The sequence below is a fragment of the Candidatus Dechloromonas phosphoritropha genome, from assembly GCA_016722705.1.
GTDB classification, from domain to species: domain Bacteria; phylum Pseudomonadota; class Gammaproteobacteria; order Burkholderiales; family Rhodocyclaceae; genus Azonexus; species Azonexus phosphoritrophus.
Map to the genome: position 1 here is coordinate 2,455,841 of JADKGN010000004.1, position 15,910 is coordinate 2,471,750.

The window sequence follows — 15,910 nt, forward strand, 5'->3', positions numbered from 1 at the left end:
GCAGCGTGGCAGTGGCGAGCAGGGTCAGGAAGACGATCAGCGTCGCCGGGACGAAAGGCAGCCAGGAGCCGCCGCTGCGATAGGCAACGATGTTGAGCCCGAGGCGGTTGCCCAATCCTCTTGACTTAGCGGTCTGTCATCTAATTTTGGCAACTTTGCCATCTGGCCGCGCCAAGATATAATCGAGCATGTAACCAATTGATATAAATAGGCGTTATATGACGGCCTAAATATGCCAATATCGTTTCACGGCTAACGGACTACATTCATGGCGCCAATTTCCTTGCCGCCGCCCGCCGCGAGCCTCGGTTTTTCACCCGAAACCGTGAATTGCCATTCACGAATCTGATCGCTTTCCTGCTCACCGGCATTCGCGGCGCAGTTCAGGCGGAGCTTGATTCCTGCTTTGCCCTGCTTGCCGGAAGAACCCGCCTTTGTCGGGCGATCACGGCCAGTGCCTTCTCAAAGGCGCGCAGCCATCTGGTCGCCAATCTCTTTGAGCCGCTCAATACAGAATTGCTGCGCCTGGTCGATGAGGTCGTTCCGCAGCAGCCGGACTGGCAAGGCTTGCGGGTCTTGGCGGCGGATGCATCGAAGGTACGTCTGACCTTGCTTGACCTGGAAGGGCGCCGCCATATTCGAGAAGCGGCCATCTTCGGTTTGTTTCGGCCAGGGATCGAATTGTTCGACTCGCTGATTTTGCACAGTTCGCTGGTCGGCGAACGTCAGATGTTGTTTGAGCGGCTTGACCGACTCGGTGCTCAGGACATGCTGGTGCTTGATCGCGGGTATCCGGGTGCCTGGTTGGTCGCGGCGCTGTTGCATCGAGGTATCCCCTTTTGCATACGCTGTGATTCGTCCGCTTCCTTTTCTGCCATCACCCAGTTCATGCGATCCGGAGAAGATGAGGCGCAGGTGACATTGCCGCCACCGCATCGTCAGGATGCCATTGATTACGAGTGTCCGCGTCTGCCTTCTATGGTTCGCCTGATTCGTCAGGTGACGCCGACTGGCAAGGTACGGGTCTTGATGACCTCCTTGCTTGATACCGCGCGGTATCCGGCCACAAGCTTCTCAGCCCTTTATCACAGCCGTTGGCGTATCGAGGAGGCGTTCAAGCGCATCAAACACCGGCTCAATCTGGAGCACACGTCCGGCCTGACTTGGCTGGCCGCCTGCCAGGATGTTGGGGCCAAGATGGTGTGTGACAATCTCAATGCCCTGGCCACCTACCTGGCTGCGGAAGAGCGGCTGCCCAGCGATTCGCCATGGCGAGTGAATCGGACGATGGCCTTCAATACCGTACGTCGTATCTTGCCCCGAGTCTTGGCGGGTGTGCAGCAAATCACCACCCGAGTTACCAAGGAAATCTTCTCGGAAATCGTCAAAAACCTTCAGAAATTTATCCCTGATCGTGCTCGACCTCGGCCAAACCAGCGAAAGCCTCACCTGTCCTTTGCTTACAAACCCGCCGTATGACTATGGACTAAGTTGAGAGGATTGGGAGCCGACCGACCACGCGCTGGTGGAATCGACCAATGAGAAACAGAAGGAGGAGGCGGCCACTTGGCAGGAGCATGCACAAGCCATTGCCATTGGGTACATTCAACTACACAAGAAAAACAACCTGTTTCCAAGTCAGGGCGATGTTTGCGCTCATGTTAAAAAAACGATGGATGAAAAGAAGATTTTCGGCCCGCATGGAAGGCCATTAGAGGCGAACTACATTCAGCGAGGCGCTATACAGGGCAAGTGGTGGCAATCAAATAGGCCATGACCGAGGCGCGGGAATTGTGGCAAACGTAGCAATTTTTGAAATAAATTTACGGGCAATTGAAACAATCACCTGAAACCATTGAGCGGCAAGGCTTTACAAGCTTTGTCGTTTTTCTTTTTGGGCGGGGTTTCCCGGTTTTCCCATGAGTTGAATGGCATTCATACCGTGAAAGCGGGTTGAAGTAAGTCCGGAGTCAATTCAAATGAGCAAAACCGTAACCGCATTAGTTTCTGCATTTTCCAAAGCAAAACTTTCCACCGAAGCAACCGCCGCAAGTTTTTGGGTGGAGCCGCAAACCCTGCGTGCCTCACTCTGTCGCAATGGGCATTACATGGGCTTGCGTCCTGTCAAACTTCCGAATGGCCGCTTGTTGTGGGATGCCGCCGAAGTTGAACGTCTGACCGCAGGCGAGGTGGCATAAATGCGAAGCGCCAACCCCACCGTAGTGTATGTGAGCGCCCTGAACTTGCGCCCCAATGATACCGCAAACGACCAACTGAATCGCTGCTTCAATCTCGCCAAGCCTTCACGCAATCGCCAGCAAAGGCACGGTACTCGGCGGAACAATCAGCTAGGCCGCATTGATACTTGCTTGGCCGGGCAACTGGCTTTGTTGGCAGTAATTGCGCTTCTGTTCGCCAGTGGGGTGATCCTATGAGGGCGATAGCGACTATTGCAGGCGCCGAAATTGAGCGGCTGCACGCACTGGCAACCACCCACGCCGATAAGGCCGTCGACTACGCCAAACAGGCCGGTAAGCTGTTACTTGAGGTCAAGCAAAGTCTCAAGCACGGCGAATGGCTGCCGTGGCTTGAAAAAAGCGTTTCAGTGTCGGCACGGCAGGCCCAGAACTACATGGCCGCAGCAAATGGCAAGCCGCTACTGGCGCGCAAGATTGCCAAGAGTAAAGAACCAAATGCGAAATCGGTTTCGTATTTGCCGAGCGAGGGAATTGGTGCGCTGGCTGTTCTTGAACAGGAAGGCGACTTACCGGATTTTATTTGCGTTGATTGGCACTGCCACCAGAGTGGGTACGATTACTTTCAAATAACCTCCCTGATCGGCAACTGCGTAACGAGCACCAAGCGTGGGGTGCGCTCCGATTTTGTCGACCACGTGATATTCAGCGAATTGCCGGGCCGCCATACACGAAATGGTGTCGTCGGCTTGCCGTGGGAGTATGTGGAAGCCAAACCGCTTTCGTGGATGGCTGAATATCTCAGGCGGACGCCGGACGAAGAGGTGATGCCATGATCCGCGCCCTGATCGTCGGCACGCTGCACACCGACCCCCAACGGCGAACCACCAAGACAGGAAACGCCTACGCCCTGGCGCGTGTCAGTGTGCCGATGGGCGAAGAGGGTCGCATCTTCTGCTCTGTGATCAGCTTCGACGATGTTGCGGTCGACCGGCTTTTGCAACTGAGACGTGGCGCATCCGTGGCAATGGCCGGAACCCTGAAAGTCGGCACTTGGGAAGCGAAGGACAAATCGATAAGGCCCAGCCTCGATCTAGTCGCAGACGAAGTGGCAGCGACGACGCCGCGCCCGAGAAAGTTAAAACTTGGCGAATCTGCCCGACTTCCCGGTGGCGGCTTCGACGACCTACCCGGCTGTGACGAACTGGGAGGAATTGATGGCGAATGACCGCACCGAAGCAAGCCGGCGCGGCCAAATGCCGCCTAAGACCTCTAAAACGCACCTATACGCAGCTATCGAGTACCGCGTAATAGATTCGCCTGACTACGCCGATTTAACATTTTCAGCACGCTCCCTGCTCCAATTACTGGTCAGGCAGCATACAAAGCCAAACAATAATGGACACCTCCAAGCCACCCATAGCTACATGGAGCGTTTCGGCTTTTCCGATAGGACCATAACTCGTGCCATCAGAGAATTAATCTCGCACGGTTTCGTTTATCGAACCCGATGCGGAGGCTATCAACAAGGCAATCCTCTCAACTTAGTCCATAGTCATACGGCGGGTTTGTAAGCAAAGGACAGGTGAGGCTTTCGCTGGTTTGGCCGAGGTCGAGCACGATCAGGGATAAATTTCTGAAGGTTTTTGACGATTTCCGAGAAGATTTCCTTGGTAACTCGGGTGGTGATTTGCTGCACACCCGCCAAGACTCGGGGCAAGATACGACGTACGGTATTGAAGGCCATCGTCCGATTCACTCGCCATGGCGAATCGCTGGGCAGCCGCTCTTCCGCAGCCAGGTAGGTGGCCAGGGCATTGAGATTGTCACACACCATCTTGGCCCCAACATCCTGGCAGGCGGCCAGCCAAGTCAGGCCGGACGTGTGCTCCAGATTGAGCCGGTGTTTGATGCGCTTGAACGCCTCCTCGATACGCCAACGGCTGTGATAAAGGGCTGAGAAGCTTGTGGCCGGATACCGCGCGGTATCAAGCAAGGAGGTCATCAAGACCCGTACCTTGCCAGTCGGCGTCACCTGACGAATCAGGCGAACCATAGAAGGCAGACGCGGACACTCGTAATCAATGGCATCCTGACGATGCGGTGGCGGCAATGTCACCTGCGCCTCATCTTCTCCGGATCGCATGAACTGGGTGATGGCAGAAAAGGAAGCGGACGAATCACAGCGTATGCAAAAGGGGATACCTCGATGCAACAGCGCCGCGACCAACCAGGCACCCGGATACCCGCGATCAAGCACCAGCATGTCCTGAGCACCGAGTCGGTCAAGCCGCTCAAACAACATCTGACGTTCGCCGACCAGCGAACTGTGCAAAATCAGCGAGTCGAACAATTCGATCCCTGGCCGAAACAAACCGAAGATGGCCGCTTCTCGAATATGGCGGCGCCCTTCCAGGTCAAGCAAGGTCAGACGTACCTTCGATGCATCCGCCGCCAAGACCCGCAAGCCTTGCCAGTCCGGCTGCTGCGGAACGACCTCATCGACCAGGCGCAGCAATTCTGTATTGAGCGGCTCAAAGAGATTGGCGACCAGATGGCTGCGCGCCTTTGAGAAGGCACTGGCCGTGATCGCCCGACAAAGGCGGGTTCTTCCGGCAAGCAGGGCAAAGCAGGAATCAAGCTCCGCCTGAACTGCGCCGCGAATGCCGGTGAGCAGGAAAGCGATCAGATTCGTGAATGGCAATTCACGGTTTCGGGTGAAAAACCGAGGCTCGCGGCGGGCGGCGGCAAGGAAATTGGCGCCATGAATGTAGTCCGTTAGCCGTGAAACGATATTGGCATATTTAGGCCGTCATATAACGCCTATTTATATCAATTGGTTACATGCTCGATTATATCTTGGCGCGGCCAGATGGCAAAGTTGCCAAAATTAGATGACAGACCGCTAAGTCAAGAGGATTGGGCGGTTGCCCGGCAGGTCGAGGCTGATCGAACCCGAGATCCGGCGATCGGTCGGGCGGACCGACGTATTGCTGAAGGCCTCCCGGTTCTCCGCGTCGACCACGGACCGGCTGTAGCGCGTGGCGAAACTGGCGGGCAGGGTGACACGCAACAGTTCCTCGAGCGACTGCATGGCGATGAAGGGGCCGATGTCGCTGTTGCCCCGTTGTGCCGGCAGGATCAGGTCATCGGCGCGGCGCTGATCAGCGCGCGGCGCGTGCGCAGAGCCTCCTGCAAGGCCAGCATGCGGATGCCGGTCAGTTGCTCGCTGACGAAGGTAGTGGTCGACTCGTTGGGGGCGACCCATTCGACCTTGCCCTCGGTGCCGACCCAGGCGATGGCGCCGATTTCCGGGTTGTCGCCCACATAGCGGCTGGCGTGCACCTGGAAGGCTTCGTAGTCGAGATGGCGGAATTCCTGCTCGCGCCCGAGTTCGGTCAGGAAATCCTGGTGCGCGCGCAGACGATTCTCGATGGTGCGCTCTGCCCAGTGCATGTCGCCTTCAAGCGCCGACAAGGCGGTGTCGTGTTCGCGCCACTGGAGCGGACCGGTGACGATCAGCATGGCCAGCGCGAAAATGCCGATGGCGGCGTAGGGCGCCAGCCATAACCAGGTCTGCTTCGGCTGGCGGGGTGGAGGCAGCTTGAACATGGACTGATTCTTCGCCTGCCGGCGCCGCTCGGACATTGCTGGATACCCTAACCGGGGCGCGGCTTACAGCAGCCAGCCGAGGACGAGCGGCAGGAGCAGGGCGGTCAGCGCGCTGTTGAGGCCCATCGCCAGCGCCGCGAAGGCGCCCGCCTGTTCGCTGACCTGAAAGGCGCGGGCGGTGCCGATGCCGTGCGAGGCGACCCCGATGGCGAAGCCGCGTATCGCCGGATCACGTATTTTGAGCGCATCGAAAATGTAGCGCGCGCTGACGGCGCCGATAATGCCGGTGATGACGACCAGTACCGCGGTCAGCGACGGGATGCCGCCGATGCGCTCGGCGATGCCCATGGCGATCGGCGTCGTCACCGACTTGGGCGCCAGCGAAAGCTGGGTCGGCAGGCTGGCACCGAACAGTCGGGCGACGGCGATTGCCGACAGCGCGGCGGTCAGGCTGCCGGCGACCAGCCCTGCCGCAACCGGCAGCAACAGCGATCGCACGCGGCGAACCTGGGTGTACAGTGGCACCGCCAGCGCGACGGTCGCCGGGCCGAGCAGAAAATGTACGAACTGCGCGCCGGCGAAGTAGGTTTCATATTTCGTTGCGGTCAACGTCAATAACAGCACCAAAAACGTCACCGCGATCAGCACCGGATTGGCAAGTGGATTCATCCCCGAGCGCCGGTAGAGCCACAAGGCGGCCTGATAGGCGAGCAGCGTGATGGTCAGGCCGAGCAGCGGCGTGGCCGAGCAGCGGCGTGGCCGAGAGGTAGACCCAGATTTCATTGAGTTGCGGGGTCATGGCGCGGCTCCCGGTGTTTCGTCCGCCGGCGAGCGGGCGGGCATCAGCATCTTCATGACCAGAGCCGTCACCGCCAGCGTCAGCGCGGTGCTGATCAGCAGCGACAGCAACAAAGGCAGCCACTCGTCGGCCACCCGGCTCAGGTGCACCATGACCCCAACGCCGGCCGGCACGAAGAGCAGCGACAGGTGTTGCAGCAGATTCTGGCTGGTCGTCTGCAGTTCTCGGCCCGGTCCGCCGCGCATGGCCAGCGCCAGGAACAGAAAGAGCATGCCGAGTACCGGCCCTGGCACCGGCAGGCCCAGCCAGCGGGCAACAGCCTCGCCGAGCAGTTGAAAAACCAGCAGTTGGGTCAGGGCGGCGATCATTCGTGTCTCTTCAAAAGGAAAATGGCACCCGCAGGTGCAGCTCTCCAAACCAGCATCCTGCGGGGAGGCTTATTCCATTGCTTCGTACAGCGGCAGGGTCAGGAACTCCGGATATTCCGGGGTCAGAGACGAATGGCACTTACTTAACGTTCAACTCTTTGATGCAAATGATGAAACAGGCTGGATCGACGCGTGATAAGTTGGCGTCGCCAAATACCCAACCCGCCCACGATGAGCCAGCCCAAATGCATCCTATCCGCAGTACACGCGCACAGCAACACCGAACGGTCAAGGCCCACGCTGCCCAGAGCGACGCCTATGCGTTTTTCAACCTGTTGATGGGGCCGGAATTGTTCGATGCCGTGGAATCTGAACTGCCGCCCCACCGAGAAAGGCAATATCCCCCGACGGAGACGTTGTCGATGTTTCTGGCCCAAGCGCTGAGCACCGATCGTTCCTGCCAGAAGGCAGTCAATGACCGTGCGGTCAAATGCCTGGTTGGCGGCCTGGTGCCGGGCAGCACCCACACGGGCGCCTATTGCCGGGCGCGAAAGCGCTTGCCTTTGAAGATGCTCAGTACACTGGCGTGCCACGTGGGGCAAAGAGTCGCCACGCAGGCGCCGACAGCTTGGCATTGGCGGGGTCGTCCCGTCCGTCTGGTGGACGGGACGACCGTCGTAATGCCCGACACCTCAGACAATCAGGTCGTCTACCCGCAACCGACGAGCCAGAAGCCGGGACTGGGTTTCCCGCAGTGCCGGATCGTTGGGCTCGTTTGTTTGGGTAGCGGGGCGGTCCTCAATGCCGCGACCGGCTCCTGTCGGGGCAAGGGCAGCGATGAGCAGTCGTTGCTGCGTTCGATATTCGATTCCCTGGAGCAGGGTGATTTACTGTTGGGCGACGCCTTCTACGCCACCTACTTTCTCCTCTGCTCATTACGCGAGCGGTGCATTGATGCGGTGTTTGAACAAAATGGCGCGCGGCAACGCACCACCGATTTTTGCCGAGGTCGGCTGTTGGGGCAGCGCGATCATCTGATCGTGCTGCCAAAACCCGCCAGCAAACCCGACTGGATGCCTCAGGCCGACTACGATCAGTCCCCCGAGAGTCTGACCGTACGCGAGCTTCGGGTCGGCGGCAAGACACTGGTGACGACATTGCTTTGCCCAAAACAAACCGACAAGACGGCCTTGAAATCGCTCTATCGGGATCGCTGGCACGTTGAACTCGATCTGCGCAACATCAAGACCACGCTCGGCATGGAACGACTGAGTTGCCTGACGCCTGCGATGGCGATCAAGGAAATCTGGGTCTATCTGCTCGCCTACAATCTGATTCGGTTAATGATGGCTCAGGCTGCGATGCTCTCCCACAGATTGCCGCGCCAACTGAGCTTCAAGCATACCGTGCAAATCTGGCTCGCCTGGGCACCCTTTGCGAGCCGTAGCCATCACAACATACACAGCGAACTATTCGTTTTAATCGCCCAACAACAGGTCGGTAACCGACCGGGCCGGATCGAGCCTCGCGCCGTCAAACGACGACCTAAACCCTATCCAATGCTCACCAAACCACGTAATCTCGCCAAAGCTATCGTCATGAAAAATGGACATCTCAAAAAGCTTAAGTAAGTGCCATTCTGGTCTGTCCCCGGATGTCCCCCCCCCCGGATGTCCCCGGATGTCCCCGGATGTTTCCTATTGCAGCCACAATGCTAGCGCTGGGCATGCCGGACGGCCTTAATTTAGTGCCATTCTGATCTGTCCCCTTTTTGACTTCCCTTTTCGACCCCCAAGCCGATCAAGCACGACGATATGGGCGACTAGCTTCAATCAGGCTGGCCGGCCTCCGGCAGTCCGGCCAGATAAGCCTGATGGACTTCAAGGCTCAGCGCATTCGGACGCAGGGCCTTGACGGCCGCCTTGGCCTCATCCTTCGAACGGCCGCATTCAACCAGTATCTGCGCGGCCATCAGCCCCGTGCGGCCGGAACCGCCCTTGCAATGGATTGCGATCTTCCCGCCGGCATCGAGCACCCGGTGAACCGCCGACCGCTGCGCCTGCCAGGCCGCGGCAAAATCGGCCTCCGGCGGCTGATCGTCTGTGATCGGGAGATGAAACCATTGCAGACCGGCTGCCGCACAAAGCTCCGCCAGGTCCGTTACGTCATTGCTCGCCATCTCGCTTTCCGGCATCAAGGTGATCACCGCGCCGGCGCCGGCCACCTTCAACTGTTCAAGCGCGACGCCTGGCGGCACGCCCTTGGTTCCCGGGCAGGGCGTCAGGATCAGCCCGGCCCCCTCCCGGTCGAGAGGCAGCAAATCGGATGGATGTGTGTTCATGGTCGTGTCTGTCATGGGTTAGAAATGGTCCCGGTACGATCGCAACGGCACCAGCCGTCGACATCGTTACGGGTGCGTTCGCCTCCGATTTTAACCGACTCGGACAGCGATCGGGATGCAGGATCGTGACGCCGGCTTGACCCCCAGGGGGGCCGGGAGTAAGAGATTCCATGCACGCAGCGATGCCCGCCAAATATCCTTTCTGCATGACCGGGGAGAGCCAGTACCGGCGGAATCTTGATCCGGTGCGAGAGCGATGAACAAGGTTGACCGCCACCTCTGGCAGCGATTCTGGCTTCTTGCGTCGCCCTACTGGCGCTCGGACGAGAAATGGAAGGCCTGGGGCCTGCTGGCCCTGCTGCTGGCCCTGCTACTGGCCCTGCTACTGGCACAGACGCGATTCGCGAAAGTGGTCGATGACAACGGCGCCATGTTGATCTGGACCTTCAACTTCCGGGCAGCGCGCCGGGGCGGGAGCGAGATGCAGGTCATCCGCGGCGTCTCCCATCTCAAGTTCGACGCCGCGGGCAAGGTCAATTACCACCGCGATTACTGGGATGCTGCCGAGGAGCTTTACATGAAGCTTCCCGTTCTCGGCATGCTGATGCACGGCCTGCGCCGGGCACTGGCGGCGCCGGCCGCTGGTATGTCTCCCCCTGCAACCTTTACTCCGCCGACAATTCTGCCCACTCGGCATCGGTGAACAGGCGCGAACGGGTATGAAAGGCCTTCCCGCTGCCGCCCTCGAGTGAAAATGTGCCGCCCTGACCGTCGATGACGTCAATAATCAGTTGCGTGTGCTTCCAGTATTCGTACTGCGAGGCGCTGATGTAAAAGGGCACACCGCCGATATCGCCAAGATGGACATCGTAGGGACCGATGGTGAGTTCGCCGGGCAAGTAGCAGTTGGCGGCACTGTTGTCACAGCAACCGCCGGACTGGTGAAAGATCAGCGCCGGCCCGTATTGCAGCTGCAGTTGCCGGATCAGATCCAGCGTTGCTGGTGTGGCGATGACGCGGTCGACCATGGACTTCTCCCAAAAAAGCGGGGCGGTTGCCCGCCCCGTGATAATTACCCGCAGGGGGCAGAGGAGGAGATAGGTGCTTAGCCCGAATTTTTCATAAAAGCAGGCGAATCTCGTTTAACCCATTGATATAATAGGGGTTACGCCAATAACGCTTTGTAAGAAGCCTAAACGAGACCGCCCATGGACCATTCTATCCCAACCCAGCTTCGCTTTCCCGCCAGCGCCGGATTTACGATCCGGGCAGAGTTTGACGGCGGGGCGATGTCCTCCGACTTTGGCGCACTCCTGTTGCGTGGCATCGACCTGCAAATCGGCCTGATTCCCCGCCTGGTCAGCGCGATTCACGACAAACGCCACGCCTCGTACATTGACCATCCCCTGGCCGACCTGCTTCGTCAGCGGATATTCCAGACCGCCAGCGGCTACGCCGACGGTAATGACGCCAACACGCTGCGGCGCGATCCGCTGTTCAAACTGGCGGTCGGTCGTGCCCCGCTGGACGAGGGAAATGACCTGGCCTCCGGCCCCACGCTCTCCCGGCTCGAAAACAGCGTATCGCGCAAAGACATTTACCGCCTGGCCAAAAGCTTCGTCGACGCCTTCATCGCCAGCTACGCCCAAGCGCCTGCCGTGATCGTGCTCGATATGGATCACTCGGAGGATGCCACTCACGGGCAGCAGGAACTGGCGTTCTATAACCCCCACTACGGGAATCACTGCTACCTGCCGCTGTTTCTCTTCGAAGGACTTTCCGGGAAGTTCATTACTGCCGTCCTGCGTCCGGGCAAACGCCCGACTGGCAAGGAGAACGCGGCCATCATCAAGCGCGTGCTGCGCTTGCTCCGCCAGGCTTGGCCCGAGACCCACATCATTCTGCGCGGGGATGGCCACTTCGCGAATCCCGAACTGATGGCCTTGTGCGCGTCCGATCCGCATCTGGACTTCCTCTTCGGCCTGGCCGGCAACCCGGTGCTCTCGCCCAAGGCCGAGCCGCTGCTGAAGAAAGCCCGTGCGCTGCACCAGACACACAGCGCCAACGCCCAGCGCCTGGGGAACGCCGAGCCTGCGGCGACACGACTGTACGACGATATCGAGTATCAGGCGGGCTCGTGGCCCAAGGCTTACCGCGTGGTGGTCAAGGCCGAGGTGATGGCCTTGGGTGACAACCCGCGGTACGTGGTGACCTCGCTGTCCGACCCGACGCCTGATGTGCTTTACAAAGAGCTGTACTGTGCTCGAGGGCAGGACGAGAACTTCATCAAGGCGGTGAAGAACGACTTGGCCAGTGACCGGACCTCCGATCATGCCTTCCTCGCCAATCACCTGCGGCTGTTCTATTCGTGTGCGGCGTATGGGTTGATTCACGGCTTGCGCGAGAACACGCTGGTGCATACGGAACTGGCCAAGGCGCAACCGCTGTCGATTATCCTGAAACTCTTTAAGTTGGCGGTGCGCGTGGTGCAGTACAAGGATCGGATCAAGCTGTCCTTGCCTACGTCGTGTCCGATGAAGGGGTGCTGGCGCGGGTGACCGAGTTGCTTTACCTCGTCCCGCGCCCGCCGGCACCGGCCTGATCGACTCGGCGACGCCGTCTCATGCTACCGACTCGAATCCGCTTGAGCGGAGGTCAGGTCTCGCCAGCGCTCTGTCCAGGGATCGATGGCGGCAGGGTGTGATGCCCAAAAGTTGGGGTATTTGGCCGATCGTGGCGGGTTGGCAGCAAAATTCGCAGCAAGCTGACTCGCATCACGGCTGGAATGGCACGACATTGACATCGCACGGCGGGTTTATGAAACATCCGGGTTAGAAAAAGCCGAGTTTCGTTTCGGCGTAGCTGACCAGCAGGTTTTTCGTCTGCTGGTAGTGGTCAAGCATGACCTTGTGGGTCTCGCGGCCGATGCCAGATTCCTTGTAGCCGCCAAAGGCTGCATGCGCCGGGTAGGCGTGGTAGCAGTTGGTCCATACGCGGCCGGCCTGGATGGCGCGACCCATGCGGTAGGCGACGTTGCCGTTGCGGCTCCAGACGCCGGCGCCGAGGCCGTAGAGCGTGTCGTTGGCAATGGCCAGTGCTTCGGCTTCATCCTTGAAGGTGGTCACGGCGAGCACCGGCCCGAAGATTTCCTCCTGGAAGATGCGCATCTTGTTGTGGCCCTTGAACAGCGTCGGCTGGATGTAATAACCGCCGGCCAAGTCACCTTCGAGCTGGACGCGCTCGCCACCGATCAGGCATTCTGCGCCTTCCTGCTTGCCAAGTTCGAGGTAGGACTGGATCTTGGTCATCTGCTCCTGCGAGGCCTGGGCGCCCATCATCGTTTCGGTATCCAGCGGATTGCCCTGCTTGATGGCGGCGACACGAACCAGGCAGCGTTCCATGAATTTTTCGTAGATCGATTCCTGGATCAGCGCGCGGCTCGGGCAGGTGCAGACTTCGCCCTGATTGAACGCAAACAGCACCAGGCCTTCGATGGCCTTGTCGAGGAAACTGTCGTCCTTGTCCATGACATCGGCAAAGAAGATGTTGGGCGACTTGCCGCCCAGTTCCAGCGTTGCCGGGATCAGGTTGTTGGCAGCGGCCTGGGCGATGACACGGCCGGTCGAAGTGGAGCCGGTGAAGGCGATTTTGGCGATGCGTTTGCTGGTGGCCAGCGGCAGGCCGGCCTCGCGGCCATAGCCGTTGACGATGTTGAGGACGCCCGGCGGCAGGATGTCGGCGATCAGTTCGGCGAGGATCAGGATGGAAACCGGCGTCGATTCGGCCGGCTTCAGCACCACGCAGTTGCCGGCGCCAAGTGCCGGGGCCAGCTTCCAGGTCGCCATCAGGATGGGGAAGTTCCACGGGATGATCTGGCCGACCACGCCGAGCGGCTCATGAATGTGGTACGCCATGGTGTTTTCGTCGATTTCCGAAATCCCGCCTTCCTGCGCCCGCAGGCAACCGGCAAAGTAGCGGAAATGGTCGATGGCGAGCGGAATATCGGCATTCAGCGTTTCGCGGATCGGCTTGCCGTTGTCGACCGTCTCGGCGTAGGCGAGCAGTTCGAGGTTGGCTTCCATGCGGTCGGCAATCTTGAGCAGGATGTTGGAGCGGGTCGCGGCGTCGGTCTTACCCCATTTCGGGAAGGCCGCATGGGCGGCGTCCAGCGCCAGATCAATATCCTCGGCGGTCGACCGGGCAGCCTGGGTAAAGGGCTTGCCATTGACCGGCGAAATAACATCGAAATAGGCGCCCTTGACCGGCGCAGTCGGCTTGCCGTTGATGAAATTGTCGTACTTGGCCTTGAAGGCAATCTTGGCACCAGCAGCACCGGGAGCGGCATAGATCATGTTTGTCTCCTGTCTTTTACGTATGGATGAATGAGTTCCCCGGGGGGCACTTCTCCACATCAAGGTTCGTGCCAGCCCTTGGAACACATTCAACCTGCTGATTCCATGAATATTTGACAAAATTCACCGTCGACCGCAACAGGCACCGTGACGTTGCATTCGGGAACAGTTGTCACAAAATGGAACACTTGAACCGTGACACCCGGGTTTCGCCTTGTTCCTGCAGCGTTAACGCCTATACTGGCCAAAAACTGGGCAACGATCCGGCAAGGAGAGAGACAAATGCGCACCCATTCGCCGATATCGGCGCCGTTATTGCGCCAGGCACGGCTCAAGCTGCTGGAAGGCGGCGAACTGTCTGGTGACCATATCGACGGGCGCCTGGCACGCTCCTGGCAGCGCAGCCTGGCTGCCGGCCTGTCACCCGGCGAGCGCCTGGCGCAAGGCGACAATCTCTCCGGCTCCGAACTACAACGCGCGCTGGCCCGCAATCACGAGCTGGTCAGCCATTCACGTCCGATCATGGAATACCTGTTCGAGCAGGTGCGGCACAGCCAGAGCATGGTCATCCTGGCCGACAACCGGGGCGTGCTGATGCATACCCTCGGCGATGTCGATTTTCTCGGCAAGGCGGAACGCGTCGCGCTGATGTCCGGCGCCTCGTGGCATGAACAGCAACGCGGCACCAATGCCATCGGCACCGCGCTGGTCGAAGCCAGTGGCGTCGAAATCCACGGCTCCGAACACTATCTAGAACGCAATGCTTTCCTGACCTGCGCCGCCGCCCCCATCGTTTCGGCCACCGGCGAACTGCTTGGCATCCTCGATATTTCCGGCGACCAGCACGGCCGCCATCCGCACACGCTGGGCCTGGTCAACACGGCCGCCCGCATGATCGAAAACCGTCTGGTCGCCGCGGCCTGCGAGCGCCATATCCGGCTGCACCTGCACCCGCAACTGGAAGGTATAGGCAGCGTTGCCGAAGGCATCGTGGCGCTTTCGGAAAACGGCTGGATCGTCGGCGCCAATCGTCAGGGCCTGAGTCTGCTCGGCCTGTCGGCGGTCGACATCGGCGCAACGCCGCTTTTCAAGGTTCTGGGGACCCGTTTCGAAAACATTTTGACGCAGGCGCAGCGTCGACCGCAGCAAGCCATGCTGCTCCACCGGCACGACGGCACACCCCTCTACGGCCAACTCCAGGCCGAATTCAAGGCTCCGGTTGCCATCCAGCGCCCTGCAGCCAAGCCAGTCATCGATGCGCTGGCCAAACTCGACACCGGCGACGCTCGTTGGCGGGCCGCCGCCGACAAAGCCCGGCGTATCGTCGGAAAGCCGATTCCACTGCTGCTGCATGGCGAATCCGGCGTCGGAAAGGAGCTGTTCGCGCGTGCCGTGCATGAATCCTCACCGCAAAAAGGTGGCCTGTTCGTCGCCATCAACTGCGCCGCGCTCCCGGAAAACCTGATCGAGGCTGAACTCTTCGGTTACGCGCCAGGCGCTTTCACCGGAGCGCGCAAGGAAGGAAGCATCGGCCGCCTGCGCGAGGCCGAAGGCGGCACGCTCTTCCTCGACGAAATCGGCGACATGCCCCTCGCCATGCAAACCCGCCTGCTGCGCGTGCTGCAGGAACGACAGGTGACGCCGCTGGGCGGCGGGCGGACCATCAAGGTCGAATTCGCACTGATCTGCGCTACCCATCAAAACCTGCGCGAAGCCTCGGAACACGGCCGCTTCCGCAGCGACCTCTATTACCGGCTCAACGGCCTGACCCTGAACCTGCCGGCACTACGCGAACGCAGCGATTTTGCTGCACTGACCGAGAAATTACTGCACGACCTGACTGACGACACCAGCCTGCACCTGGCGCCAGAACTGCTCGCCCGTCTGGCTGACTACCGCTGGCCAGGCAACCTGCGACAGTACGCCAGCGTATTGCGCACGGCAGTAGCCATGCTCGACCCGGATGAAACACGCATCAACTCGCAGCATCTGCCGGACGATCTGGTAGACGAACTGCGGCAGCCGGCCGCAACGGTCGCCCAAACCAGCAAGGCCGGCCAGAACCTGGCCGAACTGTCCCGCATGGCCATCCAGCAGGCGCTGGAACAGGCCCGCGGCAACCTGTCGGCTGCGGCCCGGCAACTGGGCATCAGCCGGCAAACACTGTACCGCAAGCTAAAATGAAGTGGTCCATACTTATTCCACGCCATCGCCGCCGATCTCGGCGAGCGCCAAGGGCAGAC

At 59.9% G+C, this 15,910-nt stretch carries 15 protein-coding genes and 2 pseudogenes; 9 read left to right on the forward strand and 8 right to left on the reverse strand.

Annotated elements, in window-relative coordinates; genetic code table 11:
- Window positions 1–264 precede the first annotated feature (264 nt).
- The 5 genes from IPP03_17590 (at window position 265) to IPP03_17610 (ending at window position 3,423) form a co-directional block, all read left to right on the forward strand.
- A complete protein-coding gene (locus IPP03_17590; GenBank protein MBL0354372.1) occupies window positions 265–1,479 on the forward strand; it encodes an IS4 family transposase in 1,215 nt (404 codons plus the stop codon).
- A gap of 46 nt (window positions 1,480–1,525) precedes the next feature.
- The gene (locus IPP03_17595) at window positions 1,526–1,777 is read left to right on the forward strand and encodes a hypothetical protein (GenBank protein MBL0354373.1); all 252 of its coding nucleotides are present in this window, start codon (window positions 1,526–1,528) and stop codon (window positions 1,775–1,777) included.
- A 283-nt stretch (window positions 1,778–2,060) separates the two neighbouring features.
- A complete protein-coding gene (locus IPP03_17600) occupies window positions 2,061–2,198 on the forward strand; it encodes a DNA-binding protein (GenBank protein MBL0354374.1) in 138 nt (45 codons plus the stop codon).
- A gap of 233 nt (window positions 2,199–2,431) precedes the next feature.
- The gene (locus tag IPP03_17605; GenBank protein MBL0354375.1) at window positions 2,432–3,031 is read left to right on the forward strand and encodes a DUF3102 domain-containing protein; all 600 of its coding nucleotides are present in this window, start codon (window positions 2,432–2,434) and stop codon (window positions 3,029–3,031) included.
- Window positions 3,028–3,423, forward strand: coding sequence for a single-stranded DNA-binding protein (locus IPP03_17610; GenBank protein ID MBL0354376.1), 396 nt, complete (start codon window positions 3,028–3,030; stop codon window positions 3,421–3,423). Before IPP03_17605 ends, IPP03_17610 begins: the two co-directional genes overlap by 4 nt.
- A gap of 327 nt (window positions 3,424–3,750) precedes the next feature.
- Here IPP03_17610 and IPP03_17615 read toward each other — a convergent pair whose 3' ends face one another.
- The 5 genes and pseudogenes from IPP03_17615 to IPP03_17635 all read right to left on the reverse strand — a co-directional run bounded on the left by IPP03_17615 (window position 3,751) and on the right by IPP03_17635 (window position 6,974).
- A complete protein-coding gene (locus tag IPP03_17615; protein MBL0354377.1) occupies window positions 3,751–4,965 on the reverse strand; it encodes an IS4 family transposase in 1,215 nt (404 codons plus the stop codon).
- 135 nt (window positions 4,966–5,100) lie between these two features.
- A complete protein-coding gene (locus tag IPP03_17620) occupies window positions 5,101–5,289 on the reverse strand; it encodes a hypothetical protein (GenBank protein ID MBL0354378.1) in 189 nt (62 codons plus the stop codon).
- Window positions 5,290–5,336: 47 nt separating this feature from the next.
- On the reverse strand, window positions 5,337–5,807 hold the full coding sequence (locus IPP03_17625) for a hypothetical protein (GenBank protein ID MBL0354379.1): 471 nt from the start codon (window positions 5,805–5,807) through the stop codon (window positions 5,337–5,339).
- 63 nt (window positions 5,808–5,870) lie between these two features.
- Window positions 5,871–6,606, reverse strand: a pseudogene (locus IPP03_17630) (LrgB family protein).
- Entirely contained in the window at window positions 6,603–6,974 is a 372-nt protein-coding gene (locus IPP03_17635; protein MBL0354380.1) for a CidA/LrgA family protein, read from the reverse strand. The pseudogene IPP03_17630 and the gene IPP03_17635 overlap by 4 nt, the downstream one beginning before the upstream one ends.
- Window positions 6,975–7,219: 245 nt before the next feature.
- On the opposite strand from IPP03_17635, the gene IPP03_17640 reads away from it, so the two are divergent.
- Entirely contained in the window at window positions 7,220–8,605 is a 1,386-nt protein-coding gene (locus tag IPP03_17640; protein MBL0354381.1) for an IS4 family transposase, read from the forward strand.
- 197 nt (window positions 8,606–8,802) lie between these two features.
- On the opposite strand, the gene IPP03_17645 is transcribed toward IPP03_17640, so the two are convergent.
- On the reverse strand, window positions 8,803–9,315 hold the full coding sequence (locus IPP03_17645; protein ID MBL0354382.1) for a dual specificity protein phosphatase family protein: 513 nt from the start codon (window positions 9,313–9,315) through the stop codon (window positions 8,803–8,805).
- Window positions 9,316–9,571: 256 nt separating this feature from the next.
- Between IPP03_17645 and IPP03_17650 the strand changes: the two genes are divergently transcribed.
- Window positions 9,572–10,018: a hypothetical protein gene (locus IPP03_17650; protein MBL0354383.1), complete on the forward strand. Its 447-nt coding sequence runs from the start codon at window positions 9,572–9,574 to the stop codon at window positions 10,016–10,018.
- Here the strand turns inward: IPP03_17650 and IPP03_17655 are convergent.
- A complete protein-coding gene (locus IPP03_17655) occupies window positions 9,981–10,343 on the reverse strand; it encodes a DUF779 domain-containing protein (protein MBL0354384.1) in 363 nt (120 codons plus the stop codon). The genes IPP03_17650 and IPP03_17655 overlap by 38 nt on opposite strands.
- A gap of 180 nt (window positions 10,344–10,523) precedes the next feature.
- On the opposite strand from IPP03_17655, the pseudogene IPP03_17660 reads away from it, so the two are divergent.
- A pseudogene (locus IPP03_17660) lies at window positions 10,524–11,917 on the forward strand (IS1380 family transposase).
- A gap of 229 nt (window positions 11,918–12,146) precedes the next feature.
- On the opposite strand, the gene IPP03_17665 reads toward IPP03_17660, so the two are convergent.
- Window positions 12,147–13,667 (reverse strand): aldehyde dehydrogenase, encoded by a 1,521-nt coding sequence (locus tag IPP03_17665; protein ID MBL0354385.1) that lies wholly within the window; start codon window positions 13,665–13,667, stop codon window positions 12,147–12,149.
- A 282-nt stretch (window positions 13,668–13,949) separates the two neighbouring features.
- Here IPP03_17665 and IPP03_17670 point away from each other — a divergent pair, with 282 nt between their 5' ends.
- Window positions 13,950–15,851 (forward strand): sigma-54-dependent Fis family transcriptional regulator, encoded by a 1,902-nt coding sequence (locus tag IPP03_17670; protein MBL0354386.1) that lies wholly within the window; start codon window positions 13,950–13,952, stop codon window positions 15,849–15,851.
- The last annotated feature ends 59 nt before the right edge of the window (window positions 15,852–15,910 follow it).